16 protein-coding genes are annotated in these 16225 nt (G+C 44.9%); 5 read left to right on the top strand and 11 right to left on the bottom strand.

Annotation, left to right across the window (positions count from 1 at the left end):
- Positions 1-24: 24 nt before the first annotated feature.
- Positions 25-1137 carry an amidohydrolase family protein gene (locus tag LDX50_RS27135; RefSeq protein WP_420828569.1) on the bottom strand — a complete coding sequence of 371 codons (1113 nt, stop codon included), beginning with the start codon at positions 1135-1137 and terminating at the stop codon, positions 25-27.
- Positions 1138-1235: 98 nt separating this feature from the next.
- On the opposite strand from LDX50_RS27135, the gene LDX50_RS27130 reads away from it, so the two are divergent.
- A complete protein-coding gene (locus LDX50_RS27130) occupies positions 1236-2369 on the top strand; it encodes a tetratricopeptide repeat protein (protein WP_225699432.1) in 1134 nt (377 codons plus the stop codon).
- On the opposite strand, the gene LDX50_RS27125 is transcribed toward LDX50_RS27130, so the two are convergent.
- From LDX50_RS27125 to LDX50_RS27115, 3 genes are read right to left on the bottom strand one after another with little or no spacing between them, the layout of a single operon-like run.
- Entirely contained in the window at positions 2370-3920 is a 1551-nt protein-coding gene (locus LDX50_RS27125) for an ABC transporter permease/substrate-binding protein (RefSeq protein WP_225699431.1), read from the bottom strand.
- Positions 3920-4828: an ATP-binding cassette domain-containing protein gene (locus tag LDX50_RS27120; protein ID WP_225699430.1), complete on the bottom strand. Its 909-nt coding sequence runs from the start codon at positions 4826-4828 to the stop codon at positions 3920-3922. Before LDX50_RS27120 ends, LDX50_RS27125 begins: the two co-directional genes overlap by 1 nt.
- Positions 4829-4873: 45 nt before the next feature.
- Positions 4874-5719: a CE1 family esterase gene (locus LDX50_RS27115; RefSeq protein WP_225699429.1), complete on the bottom strand. Its 846-nt coding sequence runs from the start codon at positions 5717-5719 to the stop codon at positions 4874-4876.
- 135 nt (positions 5720-5854) lie between these two features.
- Here LDX50_RS27115 and LDX50_RS27110 point away from each other — a divergent pair, with 135 nt between their 5' ends.
- Complete coding sequence (locus tag LDX50_RS27110; protein WP_225699428.1) at positions 5855-6748, top strand: diacylglycerol/lipid kinase family protein; 894 nt, start codon at positions 5855-5857, stop codon at positions 6746-6748.
- On the opposite strand, the gene LDX50_RS27105 is transcribed toward LDX50_RS27110, so the two are convergent.
- Both LDX50_RS27105 and LDX50_RS27100 read right to left on the bottom strand, forming a co-directional pair.
- Complete coding sequence (locus tag LDX50_RS27105; RefSeq protein ID WP_225699427.1) at positions 6745-7308, bottom strand: class I SAM-dependent methyltransferase; 564 nt, start codon at positions 7306-7308, stop codon at positions 6745-6747. The genes LDX50_RS27110 and LDX50_RS27105 overlap by 4 nt on opposite strands.
- On the bottom strand, positions 7286-8185 hold the full coding sequence (locus LDX50_RS27100) for a patatin-like phospholipase family protein (RefSeq protein ID WP_225699426.1): 900 nt from the start codon (positions 8183-8185) through the stop codon (positions 7286-7288). Before LDX50_RS27100 ends, LDX50_RS27105 begins: the two co-directional genes overlap by 23 nt.
- 45 nt (positions 8186-8230) lie before the next feature.
- On the opposite strand from LDX50_RS27100, the gene LDX50_RS27095 reads away from it, so the two are divergent.
- Positions 8231-8749 (top strand): DinB family protein, encoded by a 519-nt coding sequence (locus tag LDX50_RS27095; protein WP_225699425.1) that lies wholly within the window; start codon positions 8231-8233, stop codon positions 8747-8749.
- 11 nt (positions 8750-8760) lie between these two features.
- On the opposite strand, the gene LDX50_RS27090 is transcribed toward LDX50_RS27095, so the two are convergent.
- From LDX50_RS27090 to LDX50_RS27075, 4 genes are all read right to left on the bottom strand, one after another.
- Positions 8761-9210: a hypothetical protein gene (locus LDX50_RS27090; protein ID WP_225699424.1), complete on the bottom strand. Its 450-nt coding sequence runs from the start codon at positions 9208-9210 to the stop codon at positions 8761-8763.
- A gap of 111 nt (positions 9211-9321) precedes the next feature.
- Positions 9322-10491, bottom strand: coding sequence for an AIR synthase related protein (locus LDX50_RS27085; protein WP_225699423.1), 1170 nt, complete (start codon positions 10489-10491; stop codon positions 9322-9324).
- 44 nt (positions 10492-10535) lie between these two features.
- Complete coding sequence (locus tag LDX50_RS27080; protein ID WP_225699422.1) at positions 10536-12542, bottom strand: CHU_0125 family OmpA-like outer membrane integrity protein; 2007 nt, start codon at positions 12540-12542, stop codon at positions 10536-10538.
- Positions 12543-12623: 81 nt separating this feature from the next.
- On the bottom strand, positions 12624-13109 hold the full coding sequence (locus LDX50_RS27075) for a hypothetical protein (protein WP_225699421.1): 486 nt from the start codon (positions 13107-13109) through the stop codon (positions 12624-12626).
- Positions 13110-13272: 163 nt separating this feature from the next.
- On the opposite strand from LDX50_RS27075, the gene LDX50_RS27070 reads away from it, so the two are divergent.
- Positions 13273-13968, top strand: a complete 696-nt coding sequence (locus LDX50_RS27070) for a response regulator transcription factor (protein ID WP_225699420.1) — start codon at positions 13273-13275, stop codon at positions 13966-13968.
- A gap of 2 nt (positions 13969-13970) precedes the next feature.
- Positions 13971-15452 carry a sensor histidine kinase gene (locus tag LDX50_RS27065; protein WP_225699419.1) on the top strand — a complete coding sequence of 494 codons (1482 nt, stop codon included), beginning with the start codon at positions 13971-13973 and terminating at the stop codon, positions 15450-15452.
- A 93-nt stretch (positions 15453-15545) separates the two neighbouring features.
- Here the strand turns inward: LDX50_RS27065 and LDX50_RS27060 are convergent, their stop codons facing one another.
- Positions 15546-16214: a DUF2461 domain-containing protein gene (locus tag LDX50_RS27060; RefSeq protein WP_225699418.1), complete on the bottom strand. Its 669-nt coding sequence runs from the start codon at positions 16212-16214 to the stop codon at positions 15546-15548.
- Positions 16215-16225 lie beyond the last annotated feature (11 nt).

Below are 16225 nucleotides of genomic sequence, written 5' to 3'. Positions count from 1 at the left end.
ATCTTCATTAATCATGCCATCCCGCTATTCAGGAAAAAGTGACGTATCGATATTGGGAATAACCTGGAGGGCATTCTTATAGTATAGCTTCTTCAATACCTCATCACTAAGATCCAGTCCGTACATTCTCCAGAATGCATGATACCTTTTATAGTAGGGAAAATATTCATCTGCTGTTTCCAGCACACGGAAATATGTATAATATTCCTCGGGATTATATGCATCTTTCCCGAACATCACCCGGTCCTGGTATTTGGTTAAAAATTCTTTTGCCATCCGCGGTTGCCGGCCCAGTTCAGCAATCACGGCACCGATTTCTGAATACATGTTTGGATATTTCTCCATAAGTTCAGCCAGCTTCGCAAGATCATTGCCGTACCAGCCCAAATGGGCATTGATAAACTTTGTTTCCGGATGTTTCCTGAAAATGTCATGCTGCTCGGCAATGATTGTTTCCCATGGAGCGGGATCCGTATCACTTCTTTTCCTGTTCGGTCGAAGTTTCAGCTCCAGCCAGCGTTCATTATTTTCATCATGGGGATCCCAGAACGATTTTGGGTCTGCGGCATGAATGAGAACAGGAATGCCAAGCTCACCGCACTTCGCCCAGACCGGATCTATACGCGGGTCGTTAATTTTGACTCTGTTTCCCTTGCTGTCATTGTTGGACATTCCCTGACTCTTGTAAATCTTTAGTCCGTTTGCCCCCATTGCTACGTCATTTTCTATCTGTTTTACGGTCCTTTCAGTCCAGTCAGGATCATCAATACCATTCAGATCGATATTGGTAAATACGATAAACCGGTTGGCAGCTGTCTTTTTTACATTCTCCAGGCTACCGCGAAGATGTTCTTCCGACCCTCGTCCGCGACCGCTCAGATTAACCATGACCGCCATGTTCAGCGCATCCATTTCACTCACCAGTTGATTGAGGTCCTGGTTTGGCATATTGAACTGATGATTGTGAACATCTATAAAAGGGAATTTTGCACGTGTGGTTTCATTTTCAGGGACGACCAGTGTCGATGGGGGATCGTAATCCTCCCAGTCCATTTTTTTATCATCATTCTGGGCGCATGCCATATCGGTAATACCGACAATACACAGCAGGAAGGGTAGAATTTGCTTATAATTCATATTCTTTTTCTTACGTTAACATGTTTTGAAAGGTTATGCATCATTTACGAAGGATATGGAGGTTCTTTGAATGTGACAAAAACACTATATTTAGAATCATGAAAATACCGAATAAAATTGCCTTGACCTTGAGCCGGGTCATTTTTTTAATCCTGGCATCGACAACTGTGTTGTTTGCACAGACCAGCCCGCTGCAAAAGGGGCAACAGGCCCTTGATGAGGAGCGGTTTGAGGATGCAATCGCCATTTTCACCTCCTACCTGGAAACCAATCCATCCAGTAAGGAAGCATATTCCCTGCGCGGGGAAGCGAAGAATGCGCTTGCAAATTTTTACGGTGCAGTGGGTGATTACAATTCGGCCATCGAAATCGACAGTACTTATGCTGAAGCATATGTAAACAGGGCTGATGCCAAGTTCAATCTGGGTGATGATTATGGTGCCCTTGAGGACTATAACAAAGCGATTGAGCTGGATCCCGAAAACCCTGAAGCATATAGCGGAAGAGGCTTCGCAAACTACAACCTTGGGGATCTCGGCTCGGCAAATTTTGATTTTTCACGGGCAATCGAACTGGATCCTAAGGATGCCGACAAATATTTCAACCGTGCAGTAGTACGTGCGGAGCTCGACGAGTATATAGCTGCCATAGATGACTATTCCATGTCAATCAAGCTGGACCCGAATGACGCTGATGTATACAGTTACAGGGGGGTTGCTTACTACAACATCGGAAACATCCGGGAGGCCATGAAGGACTATGACAAGGCGATCAGCCTGGATGATACAGATCCTGTGAAATTTGAGAACCGGGCACTGGCACGCGGGTCACAGGAAGATTATGCAGGAGCCGTGGAGGATTTCACAAAATCGATCGAACTCTTCGAAGAAGATCCGGAAACTTATAACCTGAGAGGGGTTGCCTATTATCATTTAAAAGAGCATGACAAGGCTATTGCTGATTATAACCGGGCTATCGAACTGGACCCTGAGAACCCGGTATACTACGATAATCGTGGGTTATCTAAAGCTGAACTCGAAAACTACAAAGGGGCAGAAGAGGATTATACCACCAGTATAGAACTCTATCCCAATGATCCCGAGACCTATGTTCAGCGCGGACTTGCCCGAATTAAACAAGGCAAAAACAACGAAGGCTGTCTGGATTTAAATACGGCCATTGAGCTGGGTGCTGAAGGCATGGAAGAAACACTGCAGACGTACTGCAAATAATCATTCCTCCCCGGCAAGATCAGAAATTGATGTAATTTTCAGCCTTTCGGCCATTTCACGTCTCATCATGAGCGCGAATGTATTATTGAATCCAAGCGGTTTACCCCAGGTCATGTCATAGCGTTCGTTGAATTCGCGCATGACAAATTGATAAACTTCGTCTTTTTCATAGCGAAGATCTTCCGTTTCTGCAGCATCCCGGGGCAGGATCACCAGCAGGCCTGTTCCGGTGTATTCAGGATACAGGTCAATATCTCCGCGATTCGCCGCATCAAAAAGAAGTTTCGTACTGCCAAAACCCAGGCGCAGTTCTGCGGTATAGCCGGTATAATTCTCGATCACAATTTTAAACAAATGAGCCAGCACATAACTCTCTGTGAAGTCCTTTGAGCCAATTTGAATTACTCCTTTGGTTTCATGCTGCACCTCCGTACGTAATCCCTTTTGATCAAGAAATTCCCTGGCGACTTCAGATATCGGTCTTTTACGTTCATCAATCTCAAAATTCATCGCCGCCATTTCTGTGTCTGAAATGAGATCTTCAAGCTGGTCGAGCGCCTCCTTCATCCCGGGATATTTTAGCATTGATTCATTTCGGATCAACGGAGCAGCATGGTAGGGAGGAAAGTACTGTCTGTCATCCTCGAGAATTTTCAGGTCGAAGGCAATGATCCTCCCGTCGGTGGAAAATCCGCTGATAACATCCACGCTTCCTTCCTTCAGGGCCTGATACATAAGCCCGATGGATAATTCATTTACCTCAAGCGAAAGGCCGTAGGTTTCAGCCAGTCCGCGATATCCATCGCCACGTTCGATAAATTCCGACGGAAACCCGGCCCGAAGCTTCGGATTTTCCGGTTGGAACCAATTAAAATACCAGCTTGCCAAAGCGATCATTGAAAATACATATATGACAATCATGGGCTTGAAAAATGAACGAATGTGGCGCTGGGTATAACCCAGAATTGCGTCAAAGAAAAGTGCCATGATTGATGCGGGAATCGCACCTGCCAGTATCATTGTCGGATTATTAGTACCCAAACCACGGAAAATAAATTCACCCAATCCGCCTGCGGCAATCAGGGCACAAAGTGTGGCTAATCCTACGTTGATGACAAAGGCCGTCCGGATGCCTGCAAAGATTACGGGCATTGCCAAAGGGATCTCAACCCGAAATAGCAGTTGATTGTTTGACAATCCCATTCCCAATGCAGATTCAGTAACTGCTTTATCGATTCCCTGAATACCGGTATATGTGTTGCGCACAATGGGTAGCAATGCATAAAGGAACAGGGCAATGATGGCTGGCACTACTCCTATTCCGAAAAGAGGAAGCAATACACCCAGCAGGGCGATACTGGGTATGGTCTGAACGGCGTTCACAACTGCCATTACTGGCCCGGCCATTTTCTTATTCCGTGCGATCAGAATTCCCAGCAGCAGGCCTGCGAGTACTGCAAGGGTGACTGAAAAAAGAGTAAGCCAAAGGTGTTCAAGAACCTGTTCCTGAAGTTCATCCAAATGCGCGGATATAAAGGTTATGAACTCCATTAGATTTCGTCAGTTCTGAAATTCACCAAAATAGAATCACGGTTGATGAAATAATATTTCCGGATTTCCGGGATCAGTTCGGATGGAACATCCGCGACGGAGGCTTCAGTAATTAGAATACGGCTTCTCAATTCCTGCGGAATAAATGGCATAATGTCTTTTATCCGAACTGCCCTCATTTCAAGTGAATCCCGCTGTGGATCAAGAAACCGCTGAACAAATTCATTAGCTGGTTTGAAGAGTAATTCTTTCAACGTACCCGTTTGCTGAATAACCCCCTTGTCGAGCAGGCATATCCTGTCGGCCAGAATTGCTGCTTCATTCATATCGTGGGTAACCAGGACGATTGATTTCCCCTGAAGGCCTTCCAAAGCCAGAAACTCACGCTGCATATCTGCCCTTATTATCGGGTCCAGCGCACCGAAAGGTTCATCCATTAAAATGATCGGAGGGTCTGCCGCCAGGGCTCTAGCAAGCCCAACCCGCTGCTTTTGACCGCCGCTTAAGGCCGAGGGATATCGCTTTTTCATTGAACCGGGAATGTGAATCCGTTCGAGCAGAATATCAACACGGGTTTGTATATCTGAATGCTCCCATCCCAGAAGTTCCGGAATGAGGCTGATGTTTTTCTCGATGGTATAGTGGGGAAACAAACCTACATCCTGGATTACATACCCCATTTTCCTTCTAAGTTCAACGGGGTCCCATTCATCCAGAGGTTTGTCAAAAACACTAATTTCCCCTGAAGACCGCGTGATCAGGGCATTTATACACTTCAGGATGGTCGTTTTGCCACTTCCGCTGGATCCTATCAGGGCAACAGTTTCTCCCTCCCTTATTTCCAGCGTAACACCGTCAACCGCTAAAAAATCAGCGTAATATTTAGATACATTCTCTAACCGAACCATGTATACCTTGAAAATAACAATTCTTCTTCAGCAAATTTCTATGAATCAATTATTTGCTGTTGCTGGAAAATTTCGTTCCATGAATCGCCATATAGCTTCATTGGCACTGAGATCTTTATTCAAAGGCCCAAGTGGATTCCCATGAAACGTATTCGCATTGAAGACTGCTCCGGGCCATTGATGACCTCCGCCATTTACACGATAGAAAATAACTCCGTTTCCGGGATCACCATTATAGGTTAACCTACTCACCGTTGATTCATCCCGTTCATTCGTATCGGGTAGTTCCGTAATCATGGGCGTGGGATCGCAGTTATTTACGGATAACCATTTCATCAAAGTATCATCGGCAGAAAGCAATTCCACCCGACCCGGATACAGATAATCAGCGGTACCATGAATATATAAAAAAGGCGCACTCTGAAAATCTTCGTTATCATATGAACGGGGCAGGTTTCCCGATACAACCGCAAAGCCGGCAAACAGCCCCGGCAGTTCCTTCATGACCTGAAAACTGAAAATTCCACCACCCGAAATTCCCGCAAGAAAAAACCGGTCGGAATCAACCCGATAACGCCTGGTAATCTCGTCAACGAGCCGCTTCATATCACTGATTTCCGTTACATTATTTTCCGGGATAATGGGCCATTTCTTATTCGTAGCGTCGGGATATACAACAACAAATCCGTATTCGTCGGCAGTCTTATTCATACCCGTCCAAAGCATCATCTGCCAGCCATTCGATGGATTTCCGTGCAAAACAATAAGAACCGGCAGTTCCTCTCCGTTATCGGCGTAACCCGAAGGCAGATGAATTCGGTAACTCCTCCGTTGTTCAGTACCTTCAAAATGTTCCTTTGCGCACCCGGAAAGGATGATTACAAGACCCAAAAACATAAGGTAACGCCTCAACTTACATCTGTTCTTTACAACATCCATTTCAACTGCTTATATTCGGGAAGGATTTAAGCCATCCGCGACAATTTCATCTCAATAATTCAACAAAATGGTTATCCTCTTCTTCAAATGCAACCAGTTCCTCTACGTATAACAGTAATACGCAATAGTAAGCATCAGAAAAAGAAGTTGCTTGAGGCGTGGGCGGAAAGAAATTCGGCCGCGTATGATATCCGAATTGTGGATACACGCTTTAGCGGCCATGCCATAGAGCTCACAAAGAATGCTATTGCCAACGGAACAACACACCTAATCGCCGCAGGTGGTGACGGCACACTGAATGAGGTGGTGAACGGTATTCTTACATCCGCTAAACCTGCCACGCCCTTGCTTTATTATCCCGGAGGAACCGCCAATGACTGGAGCAAGACATTCACAGCTCCGGCAAGTACTGATGAAATTCTTCCAAGATTAGGAGGAACACCCCGTCAGGTCTTTGTGGGTAAAATCATTTCAGGAGACCACGGTACGGAAAGATTCTTCATCAACATTGCCGACCTTGGGATGGGCGCCGATGTGGTAAGGATGGTTAATGAAAGCTCCAAGTGGATGGGGCCGAACATTACTTTCATGAAAGCGATCCTTCAGACTTTTTTACGTTACCGTAACAAGATGGTAACCATTGAACAGGACGACGTTACTTATCAGCAGAAAATCCGTGCACTGGTGATTGCCAATGGAAAATATTTCGGCAGTGGTATGTGTATTGCCCCGGAAGCAGACCCATTCTCCGGAACCTTTCAGCTGGTGGTGATCGGAGATGTGAGTATCCTTGATTATCTGCGCTACCTGCCGCGCATCCGAAAAGGGGAGCACATCGACCACCCGGGTGTTAAATATTACTTTTGCCGAACAATTCTGGTGAGCTCCAAAGAAAGTGTTGGTATCGAGGCTGATGGAGAATTCCTGGGGATGATACCGGCACGGATAGAATCCGGACGGCACTGGGTACAGATGCTTTAAGCCTTGCGCTTTAATACCAGTACAGACATCGAACGGTCATGTACAAGCACTGTTTTAAAGGGTTCCGCCCATTCATATTTTTCCGAGATCATATCAAGATCGTCCTGTGTTAAGGAATACAGAAATCGGGCATCCCTGTTATCACCCAATCCAATTGTGGCCGACATTCTCACAAACAATATGCCTCCTGTTTTCAATACCCGGTACAGTTCATTCCACATTTGGGTAAACATATCACGGTTTTCCGCGAAATGCAGTACGGCCGAACATATGCAACCATCAAAGTACTGATCAGGATATGGCAAATCTGTTAAGGTGCCTTCTCTGAAGGTTACGTTTGAGAATTTCTGAAACGTCATCCGGGCAAATTTTACTGCCATGGGGTCGATGTCCAGCCCATTCACTTCATATCCGTTTTGAATGAAGTAGCGGCTGTTCCTGCCTTCTCCACAACCGGCATCGAGTAGTTTTTTCTTTCCGGCAAAACTCCCTTTGAGGACCTGATCAAGAAGATACAGATCCATATTGCCAAGTTCATTATTCAGTTCCTGGTATGTCATTTTCCAATGTACTTAAAAGTTGTTGCCGGCCGCACTTAATTAATGATTCAGACCGGTGAAATTCGAATGTTGAACAGGTGTAACGCGAAATCCTGATGACAAGGTCCGGCTTCATGGTTTGTATGATAAAATCTGAGATCCGGTCCTGCATCAAATCGACAGACCGGGCAACCAGATCAAAATAGGACAGGGCTTTATCTGTCTCTTTATCCTTTGATTCTCCGTCTTTTGAGATCTTCCAGTTTTCAAGGAAAGAGGCCCACCTGCGATTTTCATTGGTTGCTTCGCGCCGCATGGCCGGCGATACCGGAAGATCGGCGTTCACATCAGATACAACGAGAAGATCATCCTGAAATCGGGCAATATGCTGAATGGGAATGGGGTTCATTACACCGCCATCCACGTGCTGATTGCCATTCACCCAAACCGGTTTCACGACTGAAGGAATCGCCGCCGATGCCCGCAGCGCCTGGTACAGGTTGCCTTTCTTAAAAACAACTTCACGCCTGTTAGTGATATCTGTAGCCACGGCAGCAAACGGTATGGGCAAATCTTCAATATTACGTTCTCCCATGAACGCAGCCATTTCGTTGAAAACTTTTTCTCCGCGTACAAACCCCTGCCCGCTCAGGGTAAAGTCCATGAGCCTGAAAACATCAATCCGGTCAAGATTGGTGATCCATTCCTTGAATTCTGGCAATTTTCCGGCAGCATATACGGCACCAACAACTGCACCCATGGAACTTCCGGCGATGGAAGAAATTTCACATCCGAGTTCAAGCAAACCTTCTATTACGCCGATATGTGCTACTCCACGTGCACCACCGCTTGATAAAACAAGGGCAATCTTTTTATTTCTTAATTCAGTAAGTGCCATTGCCTTAAGTTTTTGGTCTATACAAAATTGGTATCTTTAACTGATATGGTACCCGAATTACAAAAGAAATTGAATCAGCTGAATGATTCACTCCAAAACCTTCTTACGGATATGGACAAGACCGAATCGTCCATTTTGATTCAAAAACATTCCCCGGAAAAATGGAGTCCTGTTCAAATTCTGTATCACGTCAAATTGTCTGAGCAGTTGAGTATCGGATACCTTTCCCGAAAAATCCAGGTGATTGATACATTACCCAAAACGAGTTTTCGTCAAACCTACCGTTCATGGCTACTTACACTGGCGCTCCGGTCACCGCTAAAATTCAAAGCCCCTTCTGTCGTATCAGAAATTCCGGATATCCCCGACTATAATATTCTGAAATTGGAATATAATGATTTACGGACGGAGCTTGAAAAGGTAATGAGCGGGATTCAGCCAGATCAGGTTAACCGCAGTATTATGAAGCATCCCCGGTCCGGACCGATTAATATCCTTCAAACCATGGACTTTTTCCAATCCCACTTTCAACATCACGAACGACAAATCCGCAATCTCATTTAAAGCAGAGAGGATCAGTACAGTAATTCAAACCGATAAATTATTCGCAATTTATTTCCGAGGTCTTTATTATAAATCACTTCTTCTTCCGTAACACCCATCATGCGTTCTGTTTCAAACTTACTTCCCATACGCTGGCGGATTACCTGCTTTTTGGTATTCACTCTTGATTCACCGTACAATACATAATCCTGCACTTTGAGTTTCAATTTCTTTCCCCGCTGGGTATAAAGAAAGCATGCATAATAACTCACATCATTTTCCCTGTACAACATGATGGTAACGGGAATATCGGATGCCATATTTGCCACCTTGTCGGAGTAATTTTCATACTTTCCGTCACCACGGGCAATTTTTACATCCGTGATCAGCAATTTAGACTGGGCCTTTACCTCCATTCCGGTAATGCTCATGACTAACAGCAGGCAAATGATTATGATCTTTTTTAGATGCGGATGGGTCATAGCAGGTTATAATTGGTAGGTATAAGGGAATTACAAGTTCCGGAAAATGCGCCGAACCATTCACGACAATAATCATGGTTCTTGCTACCGCAAATAATGCCTTTGATTAAACTACTGAATATACTCAAATTCACCTTTTTCACTTATGATCGTTACTTTTCGTTGCGCAGCATCGGAAACGCGTCCGACAATTTTCGCGTCGATATTAAAGGTGGCTGAAAGTTCAATGAGTTCCTGCGCCACAGAGGGGTCCACATATAATTCCAACCGATGTCCCATGTTAAAAACCTGGTACATTTCTTTCCAGCCCGTTCCGCTTTGCTCCTGAATAATACGGAATAGCGGCGGTATCTCAAAAAGATCGTCCTTAATTACGTGCAAATTCTCTATGAAATGCAGCACCTTGGTTTGTGCTCCTCCACTGCAATGGACCATCCCGTCAATATGATCCCTGAAATGTTTCAATGCCTCCACAACGACGGGGGCATAAGTACGGGTCGGCGAGAGTACGAGCTTACCAATATTTACGGGAACTCCCGGCACCTCATCTGTAAGGTGATACCTGCCCGTATAACATAAATCGGAAGGAACCGCAGGATCAAACGATTCAGGGTATTTGTCTGCATATTCCGATGCGAACACATCATGCCTGGCCGAAGTAAGGCCGTTGCTTCCCATTCCGCCATTGTAGGAATCTTCATAGGTAGCCTGGCCACTTGATGATAGTCCGACAATAACATTTCCAGCCTTTATATTGGCGTTATCAATTACATCCGACCGTTTCATCCTGGCCGTTACGGTACTGTCTACAATTATCGTCCGCACCAAATCCCCAACATCCGCTGTTTCACCACCGGTGCTTCGCACATTCACGCCGGAATCGCGGAGCATTTCCAATACTTCCTCGGTTCCGTTTATGATGGCTGCAATTACTTCCCCGGGAATGAGGTGTTTATTGCGGCCAATGGTAGAAGACAACAGGATGTCATCAATTGCACCGACACAGAGAAGATCATCTATATTCATGATCACCGCATCCTGAGCAATGCCTTTCCAGACACTCAGGTCCCCGGTTTCTTTCCAGTACATGTAGGCAAGTGATGACTTAGTTCCGGCACCGTCTGCGTGCATGATATTGCAATAGGCTTTGTCGTTCCCCAGATAATCTGGAACGATTTTGCAAAATGCCCTGGGGAAGAGGCCTTTTTCAATATTCTTTATGGCATTATGGACATCTTCCTTGGAAGCTGAAACCCCACGTTGTGCGTACCGGTCATTCATACGCACAAAATTAAAAAGAATAAACGATTAATAGGGAATTTGAATCAATTACCGCTATCGTCACCCTCATCATCGAAGAAACGATCTTCATCAAATTCAGAGGTTGGCGGAGGCTTGATCTTTCCGATTTCAAGGATTTTGAATTCAGTTCGCCGGTTAACCTGGTGTTCTTCCTCGGTCTGGGCATTTTGAATAAGCAATTTGGATTCTCCATATCCTTTGGCCACGAGCCGCGTGGGATCGATGCCCTGGGACACGAGATAGCGAACGGCCGACTGAGCTCTGCGCTCGGAAAGTGCCATGTTGTAATCGTCTGAGTTTCGATCATCAGTATGTGAACTCAATTCAATCTTCAACTCGGGGTTATCGGTTAAAATTGTAACCAGCTTATCGAGTTCAAGTGCGGCATCGTCGCGAATATCCGACTTATCGAGATCGTAATAGATGTTTTCCAATACGAAGATCTTATCCTTTTCAATTCGTTCAAGAACAATCGTGGTGTCGTAGTAAATATTAGTTACGAGCTGCGATAAGGTGTCTTTCCGAACAGACTTGCCAAAAGTTGAATAGGGTGAACGCGTAATCAGGTATTGTTCATCTCCTCCCTGGCGTTCAGCGACGAGGTTGTAATTTTCATTTTCATAGATCCTGAACTCAAACCTGCCGTCATCCTGCGTAATATCTTCATCGAGCTGTTCGCCATTGGCATCCAGCAATCGCACCTGCACACGGGTAAGAATTTTAAGCTCATCACCTTCACCCGGCGTCATTGTAACACCCCGAAGGAAATAGTTCAGAATTTTCAGATCAGGATCTCTGTTGACGAAGGTATAGATATCGTCATCGCCCATTCCACCTTCCCTGTTCGATGTAAAGAATCCACGATCTGCACGGAAAAGAAAAAACCCGAAATCATCTGCTGCTGAATTCATCGGCTCCCCAAGATTTTCAATCGTTGTCTTCCCGTTTTGTCTGCGGGCTACAAAGAGATCAAGCGCTCCAAAACCGGGGTGGCCGTCACTGGAAAAATATAATGCCCCATCCTCAGAAACGTACGGAAACATTTCATTGCCCGTCGTATTAATATCGGGGCCCATATTTTTCACATTGTAAAAACGACCCCTTGAATTCATTTTGGCAGAATACAAATCTGTACCGCCATATCCGCCAGGACGGTTTGAAGCGAAATAAAGCGTCCGTCCATCCTGTGAAAATGCAGGGGAAGAATCCCAGTATCCGTCATTGTTAATATTGAGCATCCGCGGCTCGGTCCATTCACCGTTTCGATTCCGTGTGATATATAAATTCACATCGGCTGTTCCCTTCTTTTTCCCAGAATTTCCCTTGGCATAAACCATTGTTTTGCCGTCCGGACTAAAAGTTACGGAACCTTCGTTTACATCGACAGAATTTATTACGCCGCCTAATTGCTCAAGCGTATTCATATCTACGATCGCCCCCTGTGTTTTAACTTTATAAATACTTGTGAAAGGGGTACCCGTTGCCTTATAGATTTTATTATCAAGCCTGTTAGAAGTAAAATAAAGCTCCCCATCATTATAAACCGGGGAGTATTCAGCTGCAGGGGAATTGATCTCTTCCAGCGCCTTCACCCGATAATAGCTTTCCTTGGATCGAATCTCATCAATATTCTGGAGGTGGGCTAATTCTTCTTCGGCGCGTGCCTTGTAGAATTCATTGCCGGCGCCGGCAATGTAAGTATTCATTTCCTGGCGAGCCTTGTCATATTCCTGATTGGCCTTTAGGGAAAACGCGTAATTCATTCGTATGGAATCGTTGTTTACCCCCTGTTCCAATGCCTTTTCGTAGTAGGGTTTAGCATCAGCTAACCTGTTGGAGAGACGATAAGACTCCGCAACAAAAAAGTTTGCCGTGCCATCCTGAGGGTTTTTTTCGAGCATTTGTCCATACAAATCGATTGAACTCTGGTACTGCCCCAGGTTGAAAGATTTGGCAGCCTTCTTTTCAATACCACAGGACGTAACGAAGATGCCGGCGGATAAAATCAGGATGAAGCGGACAATTGTCATAAATTAAAGATAAAGATCTCAGTAAGAAAATTTAGCACAAATAGGTAATAATTACATAACGAAACATTTTCGGTGCTATTGTCAGGAAACATATCTTGCCAACCAGGTTTCACGAACCGGTTGTTTCCATGCATTATCCAGATCAGCTTTCACCTGAATTAAATTATTAAACGTAATAGTATCAGGGGAAATATCTCCCGGAACCTCCTTGTTGCGAACGTTTGCCAGGGGATATACTTTGATCTGGCCATCCATTAAAAACGCCAGTTGGGTCCGATCAAAAAAGTCTATTTGGTGTACGGCTCCAATCGCCTTAATGGCATTAACCGAGGCATCCGTAGAACACCCTGATACTGCATTGTAACTCTCATCCAGGCCAACTACAACAAACCTTTTATGATAAACACGTGCAGATCCCCGCAGGGGGCTGCCATGAGCCGCCCAATCCTGAATGAAATCCTGAAGGGACTTCAGAATCTCTAATTCAGTAGAAGCATCTATTTCTCGGTTTGCCTGATAGATCCAAACACGCGCAGATTCTGGTAATTCATCAAATGATATCCACATAGCACAAATTTATACAATTAACCCCATAAAAAAGTAGTTGGTTCCGGCAGAGTTAATCAAGGATACGTCGCCGGTCTGACTTTTCCTTTGTTGCCCATGTGTTAGTTTTATTATGTTTTGAAATTGTGATGATTCCGTGATAGATCCAACTGATCTTTGATTTATGAAAAATGTATTACTGATAGAAGACGATATGCACATCAAGGATTTACTTGAAATGCACTTACGTGATATGGGGTGTACCCTGGAAATGGCAACAAATGGGCGGACAGGTTATGAACTGGCACTTAACCAGCCGTTTGATCTTCTGGTTCTTGACGTAATGCTGCCTGAAAAAGACGGCATTGAAATTTGTCGTGATCTTCGTGCCCGCGAAATTAAAACACCGATTCTCATGCTAACAGCACGGTCTGAGGAGGTGGATAAGATCATCGGACTGGAAACCGGTGCCGATGATTATCTTACCAAACCATTCAGCATCAGGGAATTTCTGGCACGTGTAAAAGCCATCTTCCGACGGATGGAGCTCAACAAAGCAGACGACCGGCCTCTTCGGCTTTTGCAGTTCGAAATGCTTGAAATTGATCAGGAAAAAAGAAAGGTAAGCCTGAATGGACAGCGTGTAGACCTAACCCCAAAAGAGTTTGACCTGTTGTCTCTACTGGCAGAACATCCGGGGACAAGCTATTCCAGGGATCGGTTGCTGCGGCTCATATGGGGATATGAATTTGAAGGATACGAGCATACAGTCAATTCCCATATCAACCGGCTGCGCGCTAAAATTGAACCCGATCTGTCGAATCCTAAATACATACTTACCTCCTGGGGTGTTGGATATCGCTTTAACGACGAATTGTAATCATGAAAAAAATACTTAATCCACCGGTTTTCTTCTGGAAGATATTTCTGGTTATGCTGAGCCTCGCATTGGTGGCAGGACTCATATATGTACTGATCACAGCAAACCTTGCCGAAAAATATTTTCAGGAACGTAACCAGGTACTGAATGCCCCGATTGCTGAACAGATCATCAAAGAAGTAAAGCCGTTCATCGATGGTGAATTATCTGAAAGCGCCACGGATGAGATCATGCATCACATGATGGCAATAAACCCGAGTATTGAAGTATACATACTGGATGACAGGGGGAATATCCTGAACTACGTGGCGCCCTATAAACGGGTAAAACTTGAAAAGGTAAATCTTGCACCCGTGAATGAATTCATCAGGACCGGTGGAAAAAAATATATAACCGGTGACGATCCCCGAAACCCGGGGGAATCCAAGGTTTTTTCTGCGGCACCCATTCTGGATGATAATAACATTCAGGGGTATGTATATGTAGTGCTCGCCAGTGAAGAATTCGAATCTGCCGCTGCGATGGTTCGAAGCAGCTATATCTTCAGGCTTGGAGGTCGTGCCATGCTAATTACACTGCTTGCAGCTATTCTTCTTGGTGCTCTTGTAATCCGCCTGATCACCCGCCGGCTGGACCGGCTAATCCACACGGTTAAAAAGTTTCAGGAAGGAGAAATGAGTGCCCGAATCGAAACAAAAGGAGCCGGAGCCGTTCAGGACCTTGCCATCGCATTCAATGATATGGCCGACAGCATCGTCGGAAATATCGAAAACCTGAAGTCAATGGAAACCTTACGGAGAGAACTGGTTGGGAATGTTTCACATGATCTGAGAACTCCGTTAGCCGTTATTCATGGTTATGTGGAGACCCTCATGATCAAGCAAAAATCTCTTTCAGAAAATGAACGAGAAAAATACCTGGAAATAATCCTGGCGAGTACGGAAAAGCTGCGCAAACTCGTAAATGAATTGTTTGAATTGTCGAAGCTGGAAGCAAAACAGGTGACTCCCAATAAAGAACCCTTCTTTATTGAAGAACTCATCCAGGATATCTGCCGAAAATTTGGTCTGCTGGCACAGGAAAAAAACATCCGGTTGAAGCCAGAAACTACCGGTCGGCAGTCACTCGTTTTCGGAGATGTCGGAATGATTGAACGGGTTCTCCAAAACCTGATTGATAATGCGCTGAAGTTTACTCCGGAAGGAGGCGTGATTCGTGTGGAAGTAGATTCTGAAGATGAAAATGTGGTGATAAAGGTATCAGATACCGGACAGGGCATTCCCGAAGATCAGATCCCTTACATTTTCGACAGGTATCATATTGGCGATAAACGAATAAGCCTCGATCAGAATAACACGGGTCTCGGGCTCGCAATTGTCAAGAAAATTCTGGAGATCCATAATTCTACGATTGTTTTAAAAAGCCGCCTGGACCGGGGAACAACTTTTTCCTTTCGGTTACCCACACATTCCACATATGCATAGGATTCTCCTTTTCTGATGAACACCCCGTTATACGGGCACCCCGTGACCAGTGAGATCAATGATTACGTTACCGTCGGGGTATTCTCTAACTTATCAGCGAATGAGTGGTACACCGTTCAGATCTGTAATGAGCATTTCCGTCATACAATTCAGAAATGGCATGGCTTTTTTATATCCGGCGGCAACGAGGCTGGCAAAATTGGGGGCAAGCACCTCCTCATCGGTGAATGAATGAGTTAGAATGAATTGTTTGTAACGAAGAAGATCAATGGCCGGATCATCTTTTTCAAATCCTTTTGGAGCTGTTTTAAGCTGATCACCATACAATTCTCCGAAGTAAGACTTGAAAGACTTGCCATCCAAAACCTTTCTCAGCTGCTCCGAATCCTGTGAAATTTGCTTGCGGATGTGGAGAAGATCCGCCGGTTCCGGGCCCCAGAAACCTGTAGCCAAAAAGGATTGACCCGGCTGAATCTGTACATAATATCCTCCCCGCCGTTCTTCTCCCGCTCGTGTGAAGGACATACTTCGGGTTATCTTATACGGCGTTTTATCATTAGAAAAGCGTACATCACGATAGATCCTGTAAATTTTTGTTCCGGATGGCTCCAACTCATCAAATTCCCGAATAAGACTTTCCAGGCTGGCGGCCAATGCCTTGGTTTCGTCATTCGAAATCTCATACTGTTTCTTGTTCTTTTCAAACCACTCCCGGTTGTTGTTTGATTTAAGCCTGGAGAGAAATTGTAATGTGTTTTTCATTTTAGATGCTT

The sequence above is a fragment of the Fulvivirga sedimenti genome (assembly GCF_020328055.1).
The sequence above is the reverse complement of the archived record's forward strand: the minus strand, read 5'-3'. Positions and strand labels throughout refer to the sequence as shown.